This window comes from Variovorax ureilyticus, assembly GCF_037889935.1.
Lineage (GTDB): Bacteria > Pseudomonadota > Gammaproteobacteria > Burkholderiales > Burkholderiaceae_C > Variovorax > Variovorax ureilyticus.
In genome coordinates, this window is the sequence record NZ_JBBKZU010000003.1 from 103,676 (window position 1) to 121,799 (window position 18,124).

An 18,124-nucleotide genomic window follows, 5' to 3' on the forward strand; every position below is an offset into this window, starting at 1 on the left:
GTTGCGGGATCTGCCCCAGCTTGTGCCGTGATCGTGCGGCGCAGCGGATTCCCGCTGCCCGGCGTCGATCCCGACGAGCCTGCGGCGGGCGGCGATTCAATTCGGACCACCGTTTGGGGCCGGGTCGTGATCGCTGGCGGCACCGCCGGGACGATGGGAGAAGGCGCCGCTGCCGTTCGCATGGGCTGGATCATGGGCTGGCTCGCGGGTTGCCGCATCGTGCGCGAGGGCTCTGCCCGGCGTCCGGCGGTCGGCGTGGCTTTCGCCACCTTGGCGGGCTTCGCGATGTCCTCGGGTCTCGAAGGCGCCGGTGCGATCGTCTCCGCTGTTCTTGCCGGTGTGTCCATCTTGGGCGGCTGCAGTCGCAGCGCGTCCATGACCTCATTGGCGGGGTCGGGGGGAACCGCTGCAACCTGGGGGTTGGCCGGCAATGACGGGGCTGCGGTTGGTTCGCTCGCAAGAGGGGCGGCCTTCGGTGCCTCTACCGCCGGCGCTTCGGCCGTGCGCAGAGGTTGCGGTTCGGTGGCGGGCCTTGGTGCGGGTGTCTCGGCGACGGTCGGCGGCGCGGGCTCCGCGACGGTCTGCGCCACGGGGGCCGGAGGCGAAGGCGCCCGGGATGCAGTGTTGCGCATCAACTCGACCGTGCGGTCCACTGGATTGAGAGAGAGCAAGCTGGTGCCCGCGATCGCCATCACCGCGAGCGCGAGCGGGAGCACCATCCAGCGAGCCGCCTGGACCGTGCGAGGCTGTCGATGGCTTTCGGCCTCCTCCAAAGTGGGAAGATTGCGCACGGCGCTCGTGGTGGCCAGCGGCCAGGCCGCAGCCGGCGCGATGACGGGTTGCTGCATCGCGATCGATGGCGGCCTCGGCATCGTGGACAGCGGCGCATCCTCCGAGTCGTCGAATGCATAAGCGGGCGTCTGTATGCCTGAGAACTTGCCCGCGCAGCCGCGGCAGTACTTCGCCCGATCCCGGTTCGCCGTGTGACACGAACTGCAGTATTTGGTCATTGCGTGCCTCGTGCGGCGTTGCGCTCTGATAGAGACGAATTACTTTGTTACGGCGTTCTCCACCGGCGATCGACGTCCTCTTGTCAGACAGAAGCTGATCTGTCTGTACGTGCAAGAGGAAAGTGGCGCAAAAGAAAACGCCCCAGGCCGCGAGGCATGAGGCGTCGATTCGAAGACTGGAAAGTTGGTGGAGAGGAGGAGGATCGAACTCCCGACCTCCGCATTGCGAACGCGGCGCTCTCCCAGCTGAGCTACCCCCCCAACGCATCGCGAATTCTAACCAGATCGCGATGTCCCTTGCGACATCAAGCATGCCAAGATGCGCGCCTCGTCACTACGAACAAAGGAGACCGAGCACCATGCCCTCGTACGATCCCGCCTGGCTGGACCGCATGTACAACAACCGCGTGCTCGTGCCCGAGCATCCTGCTTATTTCGCGCGATGGGCGGCCCAGTCGGCCGAGCTTCGCGATGCGCTGACCGCGCACATCGACCTGCCCTACGGCGACGGGCCGAACGAGACGCTCGATGTGTTCCCCGCCGCGGAGCCGAACGCACCGGTGCTGGTGTTCATCCACGGAGGCTATTGGCGCGCGCTCGACAAGAGCGAGCATTCCTTCGTCGCCCGGGCTTTCCACGCGCGCGGGGTCTGCGTGGTCATGCCCAACTACGCGCTGTGTCCCGGCACGCCCGAGCGGCCGATCGGCATCGCCGACATCGCGCTGCAGATGGCCCGCGCGCTCGAATGGACCTGGCGCAACATCGCAACGTACGGGGGCGACCCGTCGCGCATCACCGTGGCCGGGCACTCGGCGGGCGGCCATCTTGCGGCGATGCTGCTAGGTTGCGACTGGAAGGCCCTCGCGCCGGACCTGCCGGCCGACCTCGTGCGCAACGCGCTGTCGATTTCGGGCATCCACGATCTGCGGCCGATCCAGCACACGCCGTTCCTTGCGTCCGTGCTGAACCTGACGGATGCGGATTCACTGCGGGTCAGCCCGGCGCTGTGGCCGGCGCCCGCGCGCGGCAAGCTCTACACGGTGGCCGGCGGCGACGAGAGCGCCGAGTTCCTGCGCCAGAACGAACTCATCCGCGAGGCCTGGGGCGCCGACGTGGTCCCGGTCTGCGAGGCGTTGCCCGGACACCATCACTTCAGCGTGCTGGAGACGCTGGCCGATCCGGCGCAACGTCTGCACGGGCTGGCCATGGAACTGCTCGAGAAATGAACCCACCCCCAGCCTCGCCCACTTCGTGTGGATCGGGCACCCCCTTGCAGAGGGCAACCCCGGCGGCCCGGCAAAGCCGGATCCGCGGGGTTCCTGGCCTTGGCCGCGCCGGGTTCATGTGGGGGCGGGGCTACATCAACAGGTGTTCGCCGGCGTTGTCGCCGCCGAGGGTGACGTAGTTGACCTTGCGGATGTCCAGGAGCTTGCGGCCGCCTGCGTAGCTGATGGAGCTCTGGATGTCCTGTTCCATCTCGATCAGCGTGTCGGCCAGCTTGCCCTTGACCGGCTCGAGGATGCGCTTGCCTTCGACGTGGCGGTATTCGCCCTTGTTGAAGTCGCTGGCCGAGCCGTAGTACTCCTTGAAGACTTCGCCGTCGACCTCCACCGTCTTGCCTGGCGATTCCTCGTGGCCCGCGAAGAGCGAGCCGATCATCACCATCGAGGCGCCGAAGCGGATGCTCTTGGCGATGTCGCCGTGGTCGCGGATGCCGCCGTCGGCAATGATCGGCTTGGTCGCGACGCGCGCGCACCACTTGAGCGCCGAAAGCTGCCAGCCGCCGGTGCCGAAGCCGGTCTTGAGCTTGGTGATGCACACCTTGCCCGGGCCGATGCCTACCTTGGTCGCGTCGGCGCCCCAGTTCTCGAGATCGATCACCGCTTCCGGCGTGCCGACGTTGCCGGCGATCACGAAAGCCTTCGGCAGCTTCTTCTTGAGGTAGCCGATCATGTTCTTCACGCTGTCGGCGTGGCCGTGCGCGATGTCGATGGTCACGTATTCCGGCGTCATTCCGGCGTCGGCGAGCCGGTCGACCGTGTCGTAGTCCGGCTTCTTCACGCCCAGCGAGATCGACGCGAAAACACCCTTGGCGTGCATGTCCTTGACGAACTGGAAATTGTCCAGGTCGAAGCGGTGCATCACGTAGAAGTAGCCGTTCTGCGCGAGCCAGACGCAGATGGACTCGTCCACCACCGTCTTCATGTTGGCGGGCACCGTCGGGATGCGGAAGCTGCGGCCGCCGAGCATGACGCTGGCATCGCATTCCGCGCGGCTTTCCACCACGCATTTGCGCGGCAGCAAAAGGATGTTCTCGTAGTCGAAGATTTGCATGAGTTCCAAGCTCCTTAGAAGGGTCGCCGCCGAAGGATTTCGGGCAGCGATGGGGCGCTTGGCTTGGTGACCGGATTTGCGGGTGGCGCGTGGTGGCGGCACCGGGCCCTGCTTGCGCAGGCACAAAAAACCGGACCTCAAGAAACTTGGGCCCGGTGACTGATTCTACCCGCCGCGCTGCATTCGCGTGTTCTGGAACTTCGTATAACCCGCATACGCCGCGCTTTCTACAATCGACGGATGTTCACCGATCTCGCGGCTCCTGCAGATTCGCCGCTGCTTGAAAACCTCAATCCGGAGCAGCGCGCGGCCGTCACGCTGCCGGCCGGAAACGCACTCATCCTCGCCGGCGCCGGCTCCGGCAAGACCCGCGTGCTCACCACCCGCATCGCCTGGCTGCTGCAGACCGGGCAGGTGTCGCCGGGCGGCATCCTCGCCGTGACCTTCACCAACAAGGCGGCCAAGGAAATGATGACGCGGCTCGGCGCGATGCTGCCGGTCAATGTGCGCGGCATGTGGATCGGCACCTTCCACGGTCTGTGCAACCGCTTCCTGCGCGCCCACTGGAAGCTCGCCGGCTTGCCTTCGACCTTCCAGATCCTCGACACGCAGGACCAGCTTTCGGCCATCAAGCGGCTGATGAAGCAGTTCAACGTCGACGATGAGCGCTTTCCGGCCAAGCAGACGCAATGGTTCATCGCCGGCGCCAAGGAAGATGGCCTGCGCCCGCGCGACGTCGAGGCGCGCAGCGACGACGACCGCAAGAAGATCGAGCTGTACCAGCTCTACGAAGAGCAATGCCAGCGCGAAGGCGTGGTCGACTTCGGCGAGCTGATGCTGCGCAGCTACGAACTGCTGCGCGACAACGATCCCGTGCGCGAGCACTACCAGCGGCGCTTCCGCCACATCCTGATCGACGAGTTCCAGGACACCAACCGCCTGCAATATGCGTGGATCAAGATGCTGGCCGGCAACACCGCCGACGGCCGCTTCGTGCCGGGCGACAACAGCGTGGTCGCGGTGGGCGACGACGACCAGAGCATCTACGCGTTCCGCGGCGCGCGGGTCGGCAACATGGCCGACTTCGTGCGCGAGTTCGAGGTGTCGCACCAGATCAAGCTGGAGCAGAACTACCGCAGCTACAGCAACATCCTCGATTCGGCCAACGAGCTGATCAGCCACAACAAGAAGCGCCTGGGCAAGAACCTGCGCACCGACCAGGGCCCCGGCGAGCCGGTGCGCGTGTATGAGTCGACCAGCGACTTCGCCGAGGCGCAATGGGTGGTCGAGGAAATGCGCCAGCTGATGCGAGACGGCATCGACCGCAAGGAGATGGCGATCCTCTACCGCAGCAATGCGCAGAGCCGGGTGCTCGAAACCGCGCTCTTCAATGCGGCGGTGCCGTATCGGGTCTACGGCGGACTGCGTTTCTTCGAGCGTGCCGAAATCAAGCACGCGCTGGCATACCTGCGCATCCTGGAGAACAAGGACGACGACACCAGCTTCCTGCGCATCGTGAACTTCCCGCCGCGCGGCATCGGCGCGCGCAGCATCGAGGCGCTGCAGGACGCGGCGCGCGCGGCCGGCCGTTCGCTGCACGATGCGGTCAGCGCGGTGGGCGGCAAGGCCGGCGGCAATCTCTCGGCCTTCGTGGCCAAGATCGACGTGCTGCGCGAACAGACGCAGGGCATGTCGCTGCGCGAGATCATCGAGCTGGTGCTCGACCACAGCGGCCTCATCGAGCACTACAAGGCCGATCGCGAGGGCGCGGACCGGATCGAGAACCTGGAAGAACTGGTCAACGCGGCGGAGAGCTTCGTCACCCAGGAGGGCTTCGGCCGCGATGCTGTTGCGCTGCCGGTGGACGAGCTTCGCCAGTCATCGGTGAGCCAGGGCCTCGATCCCAATCGCCCCTTGCTGGACGAGCCGCTCGCGCCCGACGCCGAGACCGGCGAAACGCTGAGCCCGCTCGCGGCCTTCCTGACGCACGCCGCGCTCGAATCGGGCGACAACCAGGCACAGGCCGGCCAGGACGCGGTGCAACTCATGACCGTGCACGCCGCCAAGGGCCTGGAGTTCGACTGCGTGTTCATCACCGGCCTCGAGGAGGGCCTGTTCCCGCACGAGAACTCGATGAGCGACTACGAAAGCCTCGAGGAAGAGCGCCGCCTGATGTACGTCGCGATCACGCGCGCGCGCAAGCGCCTGTACCTGAGCCACTCGCAGACGCGCCTGCTGCATGGCCAGACCCGCTACAACATCAAGAGCCGCTTCTTCGACGAACTGCCGGAAGGCGCGCTCAAGTGGCTGACCCCGAAGAACCAGGGCGGCTTCGCGCCCTCGGCCTTCGGCTACGGCGGCGGCTACGCCACCTCGCGCGGCGCCGGCAGCAGCTACGGCCGCGAGACCTTCGCGAGCCCGCCCGTCCCGCCGCAGAAGGCCGCGCCCTCGCACGGCCTGCGCTCGGGCATGCAGGTGTTCCACAACAAGTTCGGCGAGGGCACGATCACCGCGCTCGAAGGCAGCGGCGACGATGCCCGCGCGCAGGTGAACTTCCCGCGCCACGGCGTCAAGTGGCTGGCGCTCAGCGTCGCCAAGCTGACGCCGGTGACGTGAGCTGAGTACCCACCCGGGGCTGCAACTCGAAAGGCGACGGGCGCCGCGTCGCCGCGGGTTGCAGGCATTCGACGAACTGCCGCGCGGCCGGGGTGAGCCGTTGATCCTTCAGCTTGATCACGCACACCTGCAGCGTCGGCAGCTTCTCTTTCACCGCGACGCGCCGGATGCCGTGGTACCTGAACGCGAGTTCGACCAGGGGTTCGACGAACAAGCCGACTACGTCCATGCGCCCGACCAGTCCGAGCGCCGTCATGCTCGATTCACTGAGAATCAGGCGCGAGGGCAGCGTCAGCCCGATCGATGAAAAGACAGGCAGCAGCGCTTCGCCGTCCAGCGCGCCGTTGCCCGGAAGCACCCACTCGGCCCCATGCAGTTGGCGCAGCGACTGGCAACGGCGCAGCGGATGGCCTGTGCGCATGCCCACCATGAACTCCATGGGGACCAGTTCGATGGTTTCGAACTCCGGGCCCAGCCGGCCCGGCAGCAGGGGTGCCAGGGCGAGGTCGAGCTGACCGTCGCGCAGGCGCGCGAGCATCGATCGCAATGCGGACTCGCTGACGCGGACATCGACCGTCGGAAGCCTGGTGTGAAAGGCCTCGAACGCGGCCGGCATCATCGTCAGAGCGACCGAGGTCGTCACCGCAATGGCGAGGCGGCCGGTCGTGCCGTCGCGGATCTGGGCGATCTCGTCGCGCGCTCGCTGCATGTCCGAGTTGCCCAATCGAACGGTGCCGAACCCACTGAACAGCCGAAGCGCGACGCGTTGTCCTGCATCCTGTCGCTGGTGGTGCCGTTCGTTTTCTGGTGCTCGAGGCTCAGGTTCATCCGGCCATAGACGCTGACCTCGCTCTGCGCCATCGCGGTGCCGCAGATTCCCGCGGCCGCGCACGTGGCCGTCACCATCTTCGTGCTATGCATGGTTCTCGCTCCCTGGGGTGTCGCGTGCAGGCGATCGAATCGAAAAGGAAAAAGAAAAGGCCAAGGCCCGCAGCCGTTCCGGCGAGGGCCATTGCGGGGGGCCGCGGCCCGCTGTGCTCAGGTCTTGACCAGCGGCGCCTTCTGGCGACGCGCGCCGAACTTGAGCACGTAGACCCCACTCAGGAACGCCAGCCACACGCTCGCCGAAATCACCCCGACGTTCCAGAATTCGGTGTCGAAGGCCATCGTGACGAGCACCGCGACGAGCAGGAAGATCCCGAGGTACTGGAGCCAGGGAAACCACGGCGCATGCACCGCGGACCGTGCCTTGCCGCTCTTCTCCCAGGTCTTTCGGAAGGACAGGTGGCTCAGCAGGATCATCAGCCAGACCAGGATGCCGCCGCCGAGCGCGACGCCGAACAGGTAGCCGTACGCCACCGGACTGAACACGCTGGTCAGCACCGCGATGCCCACGCCGATGCTCGAGACCCCGATCGCCGCGACCGGCGCGCCGCTCGCGCTCAGCGTGCCGATGGCCGCTGGTGCCAGCCCGGCGCGTGCGAGCGAGAAGAGCATGCGCGAGCACAGGTAGAGGTTGGCGTTCATGCTCGACAGTGCCGCGCTGATCAGCACCAGGTTCATGGCCGCGGCCGCGTACCTGAAGTCGAAGAAGGTGAAGACCTTCACGAAGGGGCTGTGGGCGACCTCCTTGGCGCCGGTCTCGGGCCAGGGCACGACGGCCAGCATGATGCCGAGCGAGAGCACGTAGAAGAGCACGAGGCGCGCGATCATGGTGCGCATGGCGCGCGGCACGGCCTTGGCCGGATCGGCCGCCTCGCCGGCCGTGACCGCGATGATCTCGATGCCGTAGAACGAGAAGATGGCGATCAGCACGCCCATCCAGACACCCCAGAAGCCGTGCGGAATGAAGCCGTCGTGCGCCGTGTAGTGATCGAAGCCCACGGCCGGGCGACCGATGCCGAAGACCACGGCTAGCCCGAAGACGATGAAAGCGCAGATCGCGAAGATCTTGATCGTCGACAGCCAGTACTCGAGGCTGCCGAAGGTGGAAACCGAGCGCGCGTTGGCGTAGATGATCGCGGCGCCGAAGCCCGTGGTCCACATCCACACCGGGATGTCCGGGAACCAGAAGCTCATGTAGAGACCGATCGCGACCGCCTCGCCGCCGATCGCGATCGACTGCGCGGCCCAGTAGGTGAAGCGCACGACGAAGCCGGCCCAGCGGTTCAGGTAGAGCTCCGCGTAGGTGCCGAAGGAACCGGCCGTCGGGTGGGCCACGGCCATCTCCGAGAGGCTGTACATCATGACCACGGCGATCACCGCGGCGATCAGGTAGCTCAGCAGCACGCCAGGCCCGGCATAGCCGATCGCGATGCCGCTGCCCATGAACAGCCCGGTGCCGATGGCGCCGCCGAGCCCGATCATCGTGAGCTGGCGCTGGGTGAGTGTGCGGGCCAGGCCTTGCTCCCGGTCCATGATCTTCTTGTCGTCATTCATAGCTTGTCTCCCTTGTCGATCGTGGGTCGGCCCGGTGCACCGTGGTGCCGGGCCCGTTTCAGGCCGGCAGCCGCGCCGGCAGCGTGACCTCCAGCAGTTCGAGCCCTGGCGCCGGACTCACGCGGTAGTCGGCGCCCGCGGGCAGCACGCAGCTGTCGCCCGCGTGCAGCGCGTGCTGGCCGAGCACGGTGCTGCCCAGTTCGCACTGGCCCGCGAGCACGAACAGGAACAGGAATTCGCCCTGGTGCGCGCCGGGCGCGCCGAGCGCTTCGCTCTCGACGGCCGCGTTCGCGGGGCCCGTCGCGGGCCGCAGCACGCGCACCCCGCCGAGCCCTTCGGTGGCCGCGGAGATGCCGGTGTCGCGCGCCTCGAAACCCGGCAGCCGCGAAGGGCCCCAGGGGGTGGCCGCCGCGACGTGGCGCACGAACTTCTGCGAGTCGTAGCTGCGCTCCGGCAGCCAGGCGCCGGTCGGCAGGTGCATCCCGGGGTCGCCGTGGGTCTCGTGGATCGCGGGGCAGCCGATCTCCACGACCTCGGCGCCGCCCGACGATTCGAGCACCCGGTGGCGGATCTCGGGCGGCTGCAGCACGCAGTCGCCCGCCTGGAGGACGAAGGGATCGCCCTGATCCTCGTAGACCAGCCGGACCCACCCGGCCTTGCAGAAGATCACCTGGAACCGGACCCGGTGGTAGTGCACGTAGTCCGGCACAGGGCCGCCCTGCGGAAGCAGGATGTGCGAGGCCACGAAGCGGCCGTTGAGGCGCGACGGGATGAGGTCCCGGTACAGCATGCCGGCGCGGCCGACACCCCAGCTCTCGGGTCCCGCGAGGCGCGTCAGCACGAATTCCTGGACCGCCGGCGGAACGTGGACCGGCGCGTGGGCGTCGACCAGGTCGACCACCATGCCGTCCGGACCGGAAAGGCGAGGGGGCGTGCCGGCCGGCAGCAGGGCGGGCTTGCAGAGCAGCCGGAGATGCGCCGCGTCCGGCGTTGCGTTGGGCACCATCTCGAGCCGAACGGTGCAGCCGTGGGCGCTCAGCACCGCGATGGTGGGCGCCTCCGAGGGCATGATCATCCGGACCTTGAAACCGAGCCGGGTGGTCAGGAAGTTGATGGAGTCGTTGAGGTTCTTGCAGCGCAGGACCAACTGCGCTCCTTCGATGGTGCTGGCGAGGGAATTGAGAGACATTGACGTGGAATTTCGTGAAAGTTAAGAGGCTTCTGATTCAGGGCAAAGCGAGGCCCCTGATCCAATGCTAGGGAGGGCCCATTGCGTGCCGTGTTAGGCGCTTGACGCCGGAAACGCTTGGGCCCTAGTGAAAACCCGCCCCCCTGTTCGTGAGTCCGGACCCTCCCGCCATGTCGTCAGCCGTTCCTGAAGAGCCCCCGGTCTCGGCCTGGCTGACTGCACTCGAATTCGACTGGGACGAGATCACGCGCGGCTACCGGCGGCAGGCGATCGCGAACAACGCGCTGGTGTTCGGCCAGGGCTGGCACCTGGATTCGGTCTACGTGGTGCAGTCGGGCCGTCTGAGGGTGACCGCCGACTCGATCGACGGCCGTAAGCACCACCTGATGTTCATCGGCCCGAATGGCCTGGCCGGCGATTGCGGTCTGTTCCTCGAGGGCCGGCGCTACCTGGTGTCGGCCGAGGCCGCGACCGACGCGGTCGTCTGCGCCGTCCCGGCCGCTGCCTTCATGAACGTGCTACAGCAGTCGCCGGCCCTGATGCGCCAGTTCGCGGCTTTGTCCGCGCTGCGCTTTCGGATCATGCTGCAGCACCATGCGCTGCTGGGCGCCAATTCGGCCAGGCGGCGAGTCTGCCATCACCTGCTCGGCCTGATGGGGAGCTACGGCGTCGCGCATCCCGCCGGCACCTTGATCAGGATGGCGTTCACGAAGCAGGAGATGGGTGACCTCTGCGCGCTCTCGCGTGTGAGCGTGTCGCAAATCCTGAGCCGGCTTGCGGAGGACGGCGTGGTCGCCGAGGAAGGCCGGGAGCTCGTGGTGCGCGCGGCCGACCGGCTGGTGGAACTGGCGCGGACCTAGTGTGACAGGCGCTAGTCGCCCTGGAAGCTGTCGCGGAAGGTGAACCAGGTGCTCGTGAAGAACATCGACGCCATCACGAGCGCGCCGCCGATCATCACGGCGCCCCCGGCCGCCGACGCCCCGGCGCCGACGCCCATCGCGCCAAGCGCGACCAGCAGCGTCGCCAGCAGGCTCAGCACGATGCCCGCGCCGATGAAGACACCCGCCCAGACGAGGCCGAACACGGTGAGCGCGCCGAAGTTCTTGAAGCAGGCCACGAAGCTGAAGAACAGGCTCTTGGCCGGCGGCACACGGTGCCAGTGCACCAGGGCGGGCGCGTGCCAGAAGGCCAGCGACAGCGGCAGGTACAACGCCATTGCGATCCACAAGGCCACCTGGAACTCGGTGGCCTCGGCCATTTCGCGCGTCAGTTGCCCGCCCAGCAAGTAGACGCGGGCGAATTGGCCGCCGTCGGCAATGGCGGAAATCGCCATGACCGCGAGGAACAGCGCCGCATACATCGCGCCCAGCACCGCCATCGGCCGCACGTCGGATCGCACCGCGTGCAGCGCCGCCAGGAACACGGTGCCGGCCGCCGGCTTCTCCGGCCCCGCGGCCTGCGCGGTCGCGGCCATCAGGCCCAGCGTCATGGTCGGCAGCAGCATCAGCGCGATCGCCGCGCCGACCAGCGGCAACTGCGAGGCGAGCGACACCATCGTCATGAAGAAGAAGAACAGCGAGATGAAGGCCAGCGGCTGTCGCGCGAAGGCCTGGAGCCCGGTGCGGACCCAGATCACGCCGGTGCGTGCCGGCACGAGATTGAGTTTCATCCTAGGCCGCCAACGGCTGGGCGCCGGTGGGCAATTCGAAGCCGGCGTGGGCACGTTCACGCAGCACCCGCTCGAAATGGCGCGGGTCGTGCGGCTTGAGCATGCTGGCTTCGCGCGGCAGGTGGAAGTCCCACAGGCGCGAGATCCAGAAGCGCAGCGCGGCCGCGCGCAGCATGGCCGGCAGCAGCGCGCGCTCGGCGCCGGTCAGCGGACGCACCGAGGCATAGGCGGCGAGCAGGGCGTCGGCGCGGGCGGCGTCATGGCGGCCGCTTTGCAGGTCGATGGCCCAGTCGTTCAGGCACACGGCGATGTCGAACAGCCAGGTGTCGGTGCCCGCGAAGTAGAAATCGAAGACGCCCGTGAGCCTCGGCGCATCGGCGCTGGCGTGGGTGTCGTACATCGCGTTGTCGCGGAACAGGTCGGCGTGCACCGGGCCGCGGGGCAGCGCGGCGTAGGCCGACGATTCGGCGATGTGGTTCTGGTAGGCGAGTTCGCTGCGCAGCAGCCCTGCCTGCGGCGCTTCCAGATAGGGCAGGACCACCGGCGCCGTGTCGTTCCACCAGTGCAGGCCACGCAGGTTGGGCTGGATGCGCGGGAAGTCGCGCGCGGCGATGTGCATGCGCGCAAGCAGCCGGCCGAGTTCGGCGCAGTGGGGCGCGGTGGGCGCCAGTTCGCTCTTGCCCTGCAGGCGCTGGACGATCGCGGCCGGCTTGCCGGCCACCGTGTGCAGCAGCTCGCAGGGTGCGTTCGCGGGAATCGACAGCGCGTGGCCATCCGGCGGGGCGACCGCCGGGTCGGCCACCGGCTCGGGGACGGGCAAGCCGCGCGCCGCGAGGTGCTTCATGAGGCAAAGGTAGTAAGGGAGCTGCTCGGCGCCAAGGCGCTCGAACAGCGTCAGCACGAACTCGCCCGATGCCGTGGTTGCGAAGTAGTTGGTGTTCTCGATGCCGCCCTCGATGCCGCGAAGCTCGCGCAGGGGGCCGAGTCCCAGGCGCTGGACCAGCGCGTCGGCTTCGTCGAATCCGACTTCCGTGAAAACCGCCACCGCGCGCTCAGAACTTGAAGACGTTCCACCAGACGCGCGAACCGCTCTCGCTGGCGCTGGAATCCGACTGGCCTTCGCTGCGCGAACGCTCGTTGTTGGGCATGACCTGGTAGGCCGGCGCGTTGGACTTGGGCTGTACGGTGATGTTCTGCGTCTGGCCGCCGACGCGGAGTTCGTCGATCTTGTTGCGGCTGTCCTCGATGTGGATGCGCTCGATCTTCTGGTTCTGGCGTCCGGCTGCCTTGTCCTGGTCGGCCTGTTGCTGCGCCGGGCGGGCGGACGACTCCGCGGGCTGAGGGTTCTGGGCCTGGACCGCCGCGAAGGGCGCAATACAGCCCAGCAGCACGGCAGCCAGCCGCATGCGGGGGACGAGAAGACGGGTGGACGACATGGGGCGATTGTAGGTCCGCGATTGCATCAGCGATACCCGCAGGTGCGCTCGGGGACGCACCTTGCGGGTGGGTTGCCCCGCCACGGCAAAATGCCTTGATGACCGACAAGAAAACGCTGCTGCTCGTCGACGGATCGAGCTACCTCTACCGCGCCTTTCATGCGATGCCCGACCTGCGTGCCGTTCCCGGCGACAGCGCCAGTCCGGCCACCGGTGCGATCCGGGGAATGATCAACATGATGACCGCACTGCGCCGCGAGGTGCGCGCGGACTACGCCGCCTGCGTGTTCGATGCGCCCGGCAAGACCTTCCGCGACGACTGGTATCCCGAGTACAAGGCCAACCGCTCGCCGATGCCGGACGACCTTCGCAGCCAGATCGAGCCCATCCACCAGGTGGTGAAGCTCCTGGGCTGGCCGGTGCTGTGCGTGCCCGACGTGGAGGCCGACGACGTGATCGGCACGCTCGCCCGCACTGCGGCGAAGCAGGGGATCGAGGTGATCGTCTCCAGTGGCGACAAGGACCTGAGCCAGCTCGTCGACGAGCACGTCACGATCATCGACACCATGAACGGCAAGAAGCGCGACATCGCCGGCGTCACGGCCGAGTTCGGGGTGCCACCGAGCCTGATGATCGACTACCAGACGCTGGTGGGCGATGCGGTCGACAACGTGCCGGGTGTCGAGAAGGTGGGCCCCAAGACGGCGGCCAAGTGGCTCGGCGAATACGGCTCGCTCGACGGTCTCATCGCCCGCGCGGGCGATGTCAAGGGGCAGGCCGGCGAGAACCTGCGCAAGGTGCTCGACTGGCTGCCGCAGGGCCGGCGGCTCGTGACCATCCGCACCGACTGCGATCTCGACGGCCATGTGGCCGGCCTGCCGTCGCTCGACGGGATCGCGATCGGCGCTCAGCAGATCGATGAGCTGAAGGTCTTCTACGAGCGCTTCGGCTTCAAGTCGCTGGTGAAGTCGCTCGAAGCGCACGACACGCCGCCCGAACGCATCGAGGAAAGCAGGAAGAGCCATGGAGCGGAAGGCGGCACCGGGTTGTTCGACCAGCCCGGCTTCGAGGCTGTCGAGAAGGCCTCCAACCTCGTCTACGACACCATCTTGGCCTGGGAGATGTTCGACCAGTGGCTCGCCAAGCTGCAGTCGGCCGATCTCGTCGCGCTGGACACCGAAACCACCTCGCTCGACGAGATGGTGGCCGAGATCGTCGGCATCAGCTTCAGCGTGACGCCGGGCGAAGCGGCCTACGTCCCGGTCGGCCACAACTATCCCGATGCGCCGGCGCAGCTGCCGCGTGACGAGGTGCTTGCGCGCCTCAAGCCGTGGCTCGAAGACGGCACGAAGAAGAAGCTCGGCCAGCACATCAAGTACGACCGCCACGTGTTCGCCAACCACGGCATCGAGGTGCAGGGCTATGCGCACGACACGATGCTGCAGAGCTACGTGCTCGAAGTGCACAAGCCGCACGGGCTCGCCAGCCTCGCGGAGCGGCACCTCGGCCGCACCGGCATCGACTATGAAGACCTGTGCGGAAAGGGCGCGCACCAGATCCCGTTCAGCCAGGTCGCGATCGACAAGGCGGCCGAATACGCCTGCGAAGACTCCGACCAGACACTGGATGTTCATCGCGCGCTCTGGCCCAGACTCCAGGCCGACGAGAAGCTGCGCTTCGTCTATGAATTGGAGATGGCGACCAGCGAGACGCTCTACCGCATCGAGCGCAACGGCGTGCTCATCGACGCGCCCACGCTGGCCTCGCAAAGCAACGAACTGGGCAAACGCATCATGGCGCTGGAGCAGGAGGCCTACACCCTGGCCGGCCAGCCGTTCAACCTCGGCTCGCCCAAGCAGATCGGCGAGGTGTTCTTCACCAAGCTCGGGCTGCCGGTGGTCAAGAAGACGCCGAGCGGCGCGCCGAGCACCGATGAAGAGGTGCTTGAAAAGCTCGCCGAGGACTTCCCGCTGCCCGCCAAGATCCTGGAGCACCGGGGCCTGTCGAAGCTCAAGGGCACCTACACCGACAAGCTCGGCCTGCTGGCGCATCCGCGAAGCGGACGGGTGCACACGCACTACGCGCAGGCGGTGGCCGTGACCGGCCGGCTGTCGAGCAACGACCCCAACCTGCAGAACATCCCGATCCGCACGGCAGAAGGCCGCCGCGTGCGCGAGGCCTTCGTGGCGCCGGCGGGCCGCGTGATCGCGAGTTCGGACTACTCGCAGATCGAGCTGCGGATCATGGCCCACATCAGCGGAGACGAATCGCTGCTGCGCGCTTTCAAAGAGGGCATCGACGTGCATCGCGCGACCGCCGGCGAGGTGTTCGGCGTGGCGGTCGACCAGGTGTCGAGCGAGCAGCGTCGCTACGCGAAGGTGATCAACTTCGGCCTCATCTACGGCATGAGCAGCTTCGGCCTCGCGCGCAACCTCGGCATCGACAACAAGGCCGCGGCGTCGTACATCGATCGCTACTTCGCGCGCTATCCGGGCGTGAAGGCGTACATGGACGAGACCAAGGCGCGCGCCAAGGAGATCGGCTACGTGGAGACGGTGTTCGGCCGGCGCCTCTACCTGCCCGAGATCAAGTCGCCCAACGGCCCGCGTCGCGGCGCTGCGGAGCGCGCGGCCATCAACGCGCCGATGCAGGGCACCGCGGCCGACCTCATCAAGCTCAGCATGGTGAAGGTGCAGGAAGTGCTCGATGCCGAGAAGCGCGGCACGAAGATGATCATGCAGGTGCACGACGAACTGGTGTTCGAGGTGCCCGAGAGCGAGGTCGAGTGGGTTCGTACGGAGATCCCTCGGCTCATGGCGAGCGTGGCGGATCTCAAGGTGCCGCTGCTGGCAGAGATTGGCTTTGGTCCCAACTGGGACAAGGCGCATTGATTGTTGCTCGCCCCCAGGCTGCGCGCACTTCGTGTCGCTTCGCCAACCCCCTACCGGGGGCAACACCAGCGGCCCGGCGAAGCCGGTTCCGCGGTGTTTCCGGTATTTCATTTTTGGGAGACATGACTGAATGACTGCTGTTGCTTTTGCCCGTAAAGCTTTTCTGTTGACCGCACTGAGCGCTGCATGCGCATGTGCCCTTGCCGCCCCCGATGAACGCCTGACTGCGTTGGCCGCCAAGGAGAAGCCGGCGCTGCTCGAAACCCTCAAGGAGTTCGTCTCGATCGAATCCGGCAGCCGTGACCTCGAAGGCCTCGACAAGATGGCGAACCTCGTCGCCTCGAAGTTCAAGGCGCTCGGCGGGCAGGTGGAGCTGATCGATGTGTCCGAGGGCGCCTACCGCATGGAAGACACGCCCGAGAAGATCGGCAAGGTGGTGCGCGCGACGTTCAAGGGCACGGGCACCAAGAAGATCATGCTGATCGCGCACATGGACACGGTCTACCAGATCGGCATGGCCAGGCAGCAGCCTTTCCGCATTGACGGCGACAAGGCCTACGGCCTCGGCATTGCCGACGACAAGCAGGGCGTCGCGGTGATTGCGCACACGGTTGCGATGCTGAAGGCGATGAACTTCAAGGACTACGGCACGCTCACGGTGCTGATCAACGGCGACGAGGAAATCAGCTCGCCGGGCGCACGTTCGCTGATCACCCAACTGGGCGGCGAGCACGATGTCGTGATGTCGTTCGAAGGCTCGTCGGTGCGCGACGACAAGCTGTCGCTCGCGACGGCGGGCATTGCATCGGTCACGCTCAACGTGACGGGCAAGGCCTCGCACGCGGGCTCGGCGCCGGAAGCGGGCGTGAATGCGCTTTACGAACTGTCGCACCAGATCCTGCAGATGCGCGACCTGTCGGACCCCGCGACGGGGCTCAAGCTCAACTGGACCATCTCGCGCGCCGGCAGCAACCGCAATGTGATTCCGGCGACGGCAACGGCCGGTGCGGATGTGCGCGTGCTGAAGGTGAGCGACTACGACCGCATCGAGCACCAGGTGAGGGAGCGCGCGAAGAACCAGCTCGTCCCGCAGGCGAAGGTCGAGGTGAAGTTCGAGCGCCGCCGTCCACCGCTGGAGGCGAACGATGCGTCGCTCGCCCTGGCGACGCATGCGCAGCAGATCTACAAGGATCTCGGCAAGACGCTCGGCGCGGACGACAAGGTCGCAGGCGGCGGCACCGATGCGGCTTTCGCTGCACTGAAGACGAAAGCGGCGGTGGTCGAGCGCTTCGGCCTGCAGGGCTTCGGTGCGCATTCGATGGACGCGGAGTACGTGCTGATCGATTCGATCGAGCCGCGGCTGTATCTGGCGACGCAGCTCATCATGGACGTCTCGCGCGGCAAGGTGAGCCAGCCCGGGCACTGAGCGAGATGCGACTGCGCCACATCGAGGTCTTCAACGCGATCATGCTCACGGGGAGCGTGAGCGCGGCGGCGCGGCTGATCAACATCACGCAGCCGGCGGTGAGCCGCACGCTGCAGCATGCGGAGATCCAGCTCGGCTTCTCGTTGTTCCAGCGCGCAAAAGGGCGCCTGACGCCGACCACCGAGGCGCTGGCGCTGTACCCGCACATCGAGCGGTTGTTCGCGCAGCTCGACGAGGTGCAGCGGCTCGCGGCGAACCTGCGCGCGGGGACCGACTCGGGCGAGCTTCGAATCCTCACGGTGCTGGCGTTGAGCTACGAGGTGCTGCCGCGTGCGCTCAAGCGCTTCCGCGAGAAGCATCCGGGTGTGGCGGTGACGGTCGAATCGCTGCACTCGCCGCAGATCATGTCGGCGTTGTTGTTGCAGGAGGCGGACGTGGGCTTCGCGTTCAGTCCTGCTGTGCATCCCTCGTTGACGCAGGAGACATTGGCGGACAGCCGCATGACCTGCATCGCGCCGAAGGGCATGCTGTCGCGCGCGCTGTTGCGCAACGGCTCAGTGGCCTTGCACGACCTGGTCAAGCTGCCTGTGGTGGGGCTCGACAGCCGCGATCCTGTAGGGACGAGCCTGAGTCAGGCGTGCCGGCAGGCGGGGGTGGGGTTCCAGGCCGTCGTGACCGTGCAGACGTATCACGCGGCGCTGGCGATGGCGCATCACGGGCTTGGTGTGGCGCTCGTGGATGGATGCACTGCGCAATCGGCGGATCGGGACAAGGTGGATGTGCTGGCGCTGGAGCCGCTGATTCCGGTGCCGATTCGGGCGCTTCGGTTTGCCGGTCGGCCGGATTCTGTTGCTGTCCGGAACATCACTCGGTTCATGCGGGAGGCTGTCGAGGAGATGAGTTCTTCGGCTTAGGGGTGGCGATGGCGGGCGGTGAGCCCTTGGGCGGCCGACGTCACCGGCCGCTTCGCGGCTGCCCTGCGCTGCTCGCGGTACGCGGGGTCCGCGCGAAACTCGCTTCGCTCAAACACGCGCGGCCCTCTTTCCGCGTGCCGCTGCGCTGCTCGGCGGTGCCTCAACGGCCGCCCAAGGGCACACCGCCCGCCGCCGCTGAA

15 protein-coding genes and 1 tRNA gene are annotated in these 18,124 nt (G+C 67.1%); 7 read left to right on the plus strand and 9 right to left on the minus strand.

What is annotated here, in order from left to right:
- Positions 1-27: 27 nt before the first annotated feature.
- Positions 28-912: a TrbL/VirB6 family protein gene (locus tag WKW77_RS07885; RefSeq protein ID WP_340356305.1), complete on the plus strand. Its 885-nt coding sequence runs from the start codon at positions 28-30 to the stop codon at positions 910-912.
- Between the two features lie 283 nt (positions 913-1,195).
- On the opposite strand, the gene WKW77_RS07890 is transcribed toward WKW77_RS07885, so the two are convergent.
- Positions 1,196-1,271: transfer RNA gene (locus WKW77_RS07890), tRNA-Ala, on the minus strand.
- A gap of 98 nt (positions 1,272-1,369) precedes the next feature.
- Here WKW77_RS07890 and WKW77_RS07895 point away from each other — a divergent pair.
- A complete protein-coding gene (locus WKW77_RS07895) occupies positions 1,370-2,236 on the plus strand; it encodes an alpha/beta hydrolase (RefSeq protein WP_340356306.1) in 867 nt (288 codons plus the stop codon).
- 130 nt (positions 2,237-2,366) lie between these two features.
- On the opposite strand, the gene WKW77_RS07900 is transcribed toward WKW77_RS07895, so the two are convergent.
- Positions 2,367-3,344, minus strand: coding sequence for a GMP reductase (locus WKW77_RS07900; protein ID WP_340356307.1), 978 nt, complete (start codon positions 3,342-3,344; stop codon positions 2,367-2,369).
- Positions 3,345-3,584: 240 nt separating this feature from the next.
- Between WKW77_RS07900 and WKW77_RS07905 the strand changes: the two genes are divergently transcribed.
- The gene (locus WKW77_RS07905; RefSeq protein ID WP_340356308.1) at positions 3,585-5,960 is read left to right on the plus strand and encodes a UvrD-helicase domain-containing protein; all 2,376 of its coding nucleotides are present in this window, start codon (positions 3,585-3,587) and stop codon (positions 5,958-5,960) included.
- Here WKW77_RS07905 and WKW77_RS07910 read toward each other — a convergent pair.
- The 4 genes from WKW77_RS07910 to WKW77_RS07925 all read right to left on the minus strand — a co-directional run bounded on the left by WKW77_RS07910 (position 5,929) and on the right by WKW77_RS07925 (position 9,588).
- A complete protein-coding gene (locus WKW77_RS07910) occupies positions 5,929-6,669 on the minus strand; it encodes a LysR substrate-binding domain-containing protein (protein WP_340356309.1) in 741 nt (246 codons plus the stop codon). The two genes, WKW77_RS07905 and WKW77_RS07910, sit on opposite strands and share 32 nt — an antisense overlap.
- Positions 6,600-6,881 carry a porin gene (locus WKW77_RS07915; RefSeq protein WP_340356310.1) on the minus strand — a complete coding sequence of 94 codons (282 nt, stop codon included), beginning with the start codon at positions 6,879-6,881 and terminating at the stop codon, positions 6,600-6,602. Before WKW77_RS07915 ends, WKW77_RS07910 begins: the two co-directional genes overlap by 70 nt.
- Positions 6,882-6,998: 117 nt before the next feature.
- Complete coding sequence (locus WKW77_RS07920; protein ID WP_340356311.1) at positions 6,999-8,399, minus strand: amino acid permease; 1,401 nt, start codon at positions 8,397-8,399, stop codon at positions 6,999-7,001.
- Positions 8,400-8,457: 58 nt separating this feature from the next.
- Positions 8,458-9,588, minus strand: a complete 1,131-nt coding sequence (locus WKW77_RS07925) for a cupin domain-containing protein (RefSeq protein ID WP_340356312.1) — start codon at positions 9,586-9,588, stop codon at positions 8,458-8,460.
- 170 nt (positions 9,589-9,758) lie between these two features.
- On the opposite strand from WKW77_RS07925, the gene WKW77_RS07930 reads away from it, so the two are divergent.
- The gene (locus tag WKW77_RS07930; protein ID WP_340356313.1) at positions 9,759-10,448 is read left to right on the plus strand and encodes a Crp/Fnr family transcriptional regulator; all 690 of its coding nucleotides are present in this window, start codon (positions 9,759-9,761) and stop codon (positions 10,446-10,448) included.
- 11 nt (positions 10,449-10,459) lie between these two features.
- Here the strand turns inward: WKW77_RS07930 and WKW77_RS07935 are convergent, their stop codons facing one another.
- The 3 genes from WKW77_RS07935 to WKW77_RS07945 are packed head-to-tail and all read right to left on the minus strand — an operon-like array spanning position 10,460 to position 12,693.
- Positions 10,460-11,257, minus strand: a complete 798-nt coding sequence (locus WKW77_RS07935; protein WP_340356314.1) for a BPSS1780 family membrane protein — start codon at positions 11,255-11,257, stop codon at positions 10,460-10,462.
- 1 nt (position 11,258) lies between these two features.
- Entirely contained in the window at positions 11,259-12,302 is a 1,044-nt protein-coding gene (locus tag WKW77_RS07940) for a homoserine kinase (RefSeq protein ID WP_340356315.1), read from the minus strand.
- A gap of 7 nt (positions 12,303-12,309) precedes the next feature.
- A complete protein-coding gene (locus WKW77_RS07945) occupies positions 12,310-12,693 on the minus strand; it encodes a hypothetical protein (RefSeq protein ID WP_340356316.1) in 384 nt (127 codons plus the stop codon).
- Positions 12,694-12,791: 98 nt separating this feature from the next.
- On the opposite strand from WKW77_RS07945, the gene polA reads away from it, so the two are divergent.
- The 3 genes from polA to WKW77_RS07960 all read left to right on the plus strand — a co-directional run bounded on the left by polA (position 12,792) and on the right by WKW77_RS07960 (position 17,924).
- Entirely contained in the window at positions 12,792-15,584 is a 2,793-nt protein-coding gene (polA, locus tag WKW77_RS07950; protein ID WP_340356317.1) for a DNA polymerase I, read from the plus strand.
- Between the two features lie 130 nt (positions 15,585-15,714).
- The gene (locus WKW77_RS07955) at positions 15,715-17,010 is read left to right on the plus strand and encodes a M20/M25/M40 family metallo-hydrolase (RefSeq protein ID WP_340356318.1); all 1,296 of its coding nucleotides are present in this window, start codon (positions 15,715-15,717) and stop codon (positions 17,008-17,010) included.
- A gap of 5 nt (positions 17,011-17,015) precedes the next feature.
- On the plus strand, positions 17,016-17,924 hold the full coding sequence (locus tag WKW77_RS07960; RefSeq protein WP_340356319.1) for a LysR family transcriptional regulator: 909 nt from the start codon (positions 17,016-17,018) through the stop codon (positions 17,922-17,924).
- The last annotated feature ends 200 nt before the right edge of the window (positions 17,925-18,124 follow it).

Excerpts from the sequence above, each read along its gene's own strand:
- WKW77_RS07895 (WP_340356306.1), top strand. The coding sequence starts at position 1,370 with ATGCCCTCGTACGATCCCGCCTGGCTGGACCGCATGTACAACAACCGC.
- WKW77_RS07900 (WP_340356307.1), bottom strand. The coding sequence starts at position 3,344 with ATGCAAATCTTCGACTACGAGAACATCCTTTTGCTGCCGCGCAAATGC.
- WKW77_RS07905 (WP_340356308.1), top strand. The coding sequence starts at position 3,585 with ATGTTCACCGATCTCGCGGCTCCTGCAGATTCGCCGCTGCTTGAAAAC.
- WKW77_RS07910 (WP_340356309.1), bottom strand. The coding sequence starts at position 6,669 with ATGCAGCGAGCGCGCGACGAGATCGCCCAGATCCGCGACGGCACGACC.
- WKW77_RS07915 (WP_340356310.1), bottom strand. The coding sequence starts at position 6,881 with ATGCATAGCACGAAGATGGTGACGGCCACGTGCGCGGCCGCGGGAATC.
- WKW77_RS07920 (WP_340356311.1), bottom strand. The coding sequence starts at position 8,399 with ATGAATGACGACAAGAAGATCATGGACCGGGAGCAAGGCCTGGCCCGC.
- WKW77_RS07925 (WP_340356312.1), bottom strand. The coding sequence starts at position 9,588 with ATGTCTCTCAATTCCCTCGCCAGCACCATCGAAGGAGCGCAGTTGGTC.
- WKW77_RS07930 (WP_340356313.1), top strand. The coding sequence starts at position 9,759 with ATGTCGTCAGCCGTTCCTGAAGAGCCCCCGGTCTCGGCCTGGCTGACT.
- WKW77_RS07935 (WP_340356314.1), bottom strand. The coding sequence starts at position 11,257 with ATGAAACTCAATCTCGTGCCGGCACGCACCGGCGTGATCTGGGTCCGC.
- WKW77_RS07945 (WP_340356316.1), bottom strand. The coding sequence starts at position 12,693 with ATGTCGTCCACCCGTCTTCTCGTCCCCCGCATGCGGCTGGCTGCCGTG.
- polA (WP_340356317.1), top strand. The coding sequence starts at position 12,792 with ATGACCGACAAGAAAACGCTGCTGCTCGTCGACGGATCGAGCTACCTC.
- WKW77_RS07955 (WP_340356318.1), top strand. The coding sequence starts at position 15,715 with ATGACTGCTGTTGCTTTTGCCCGTAAAGCTTTTCTGTTGACCGCACTG.
- WKW77_RS07960 (WP_340356319.1), top strand. The coding sequence starts at position 17,016 with ATGCGACTGCGCCACATCGAGGTCTTCAACGCGATCATGCTCACGGGG.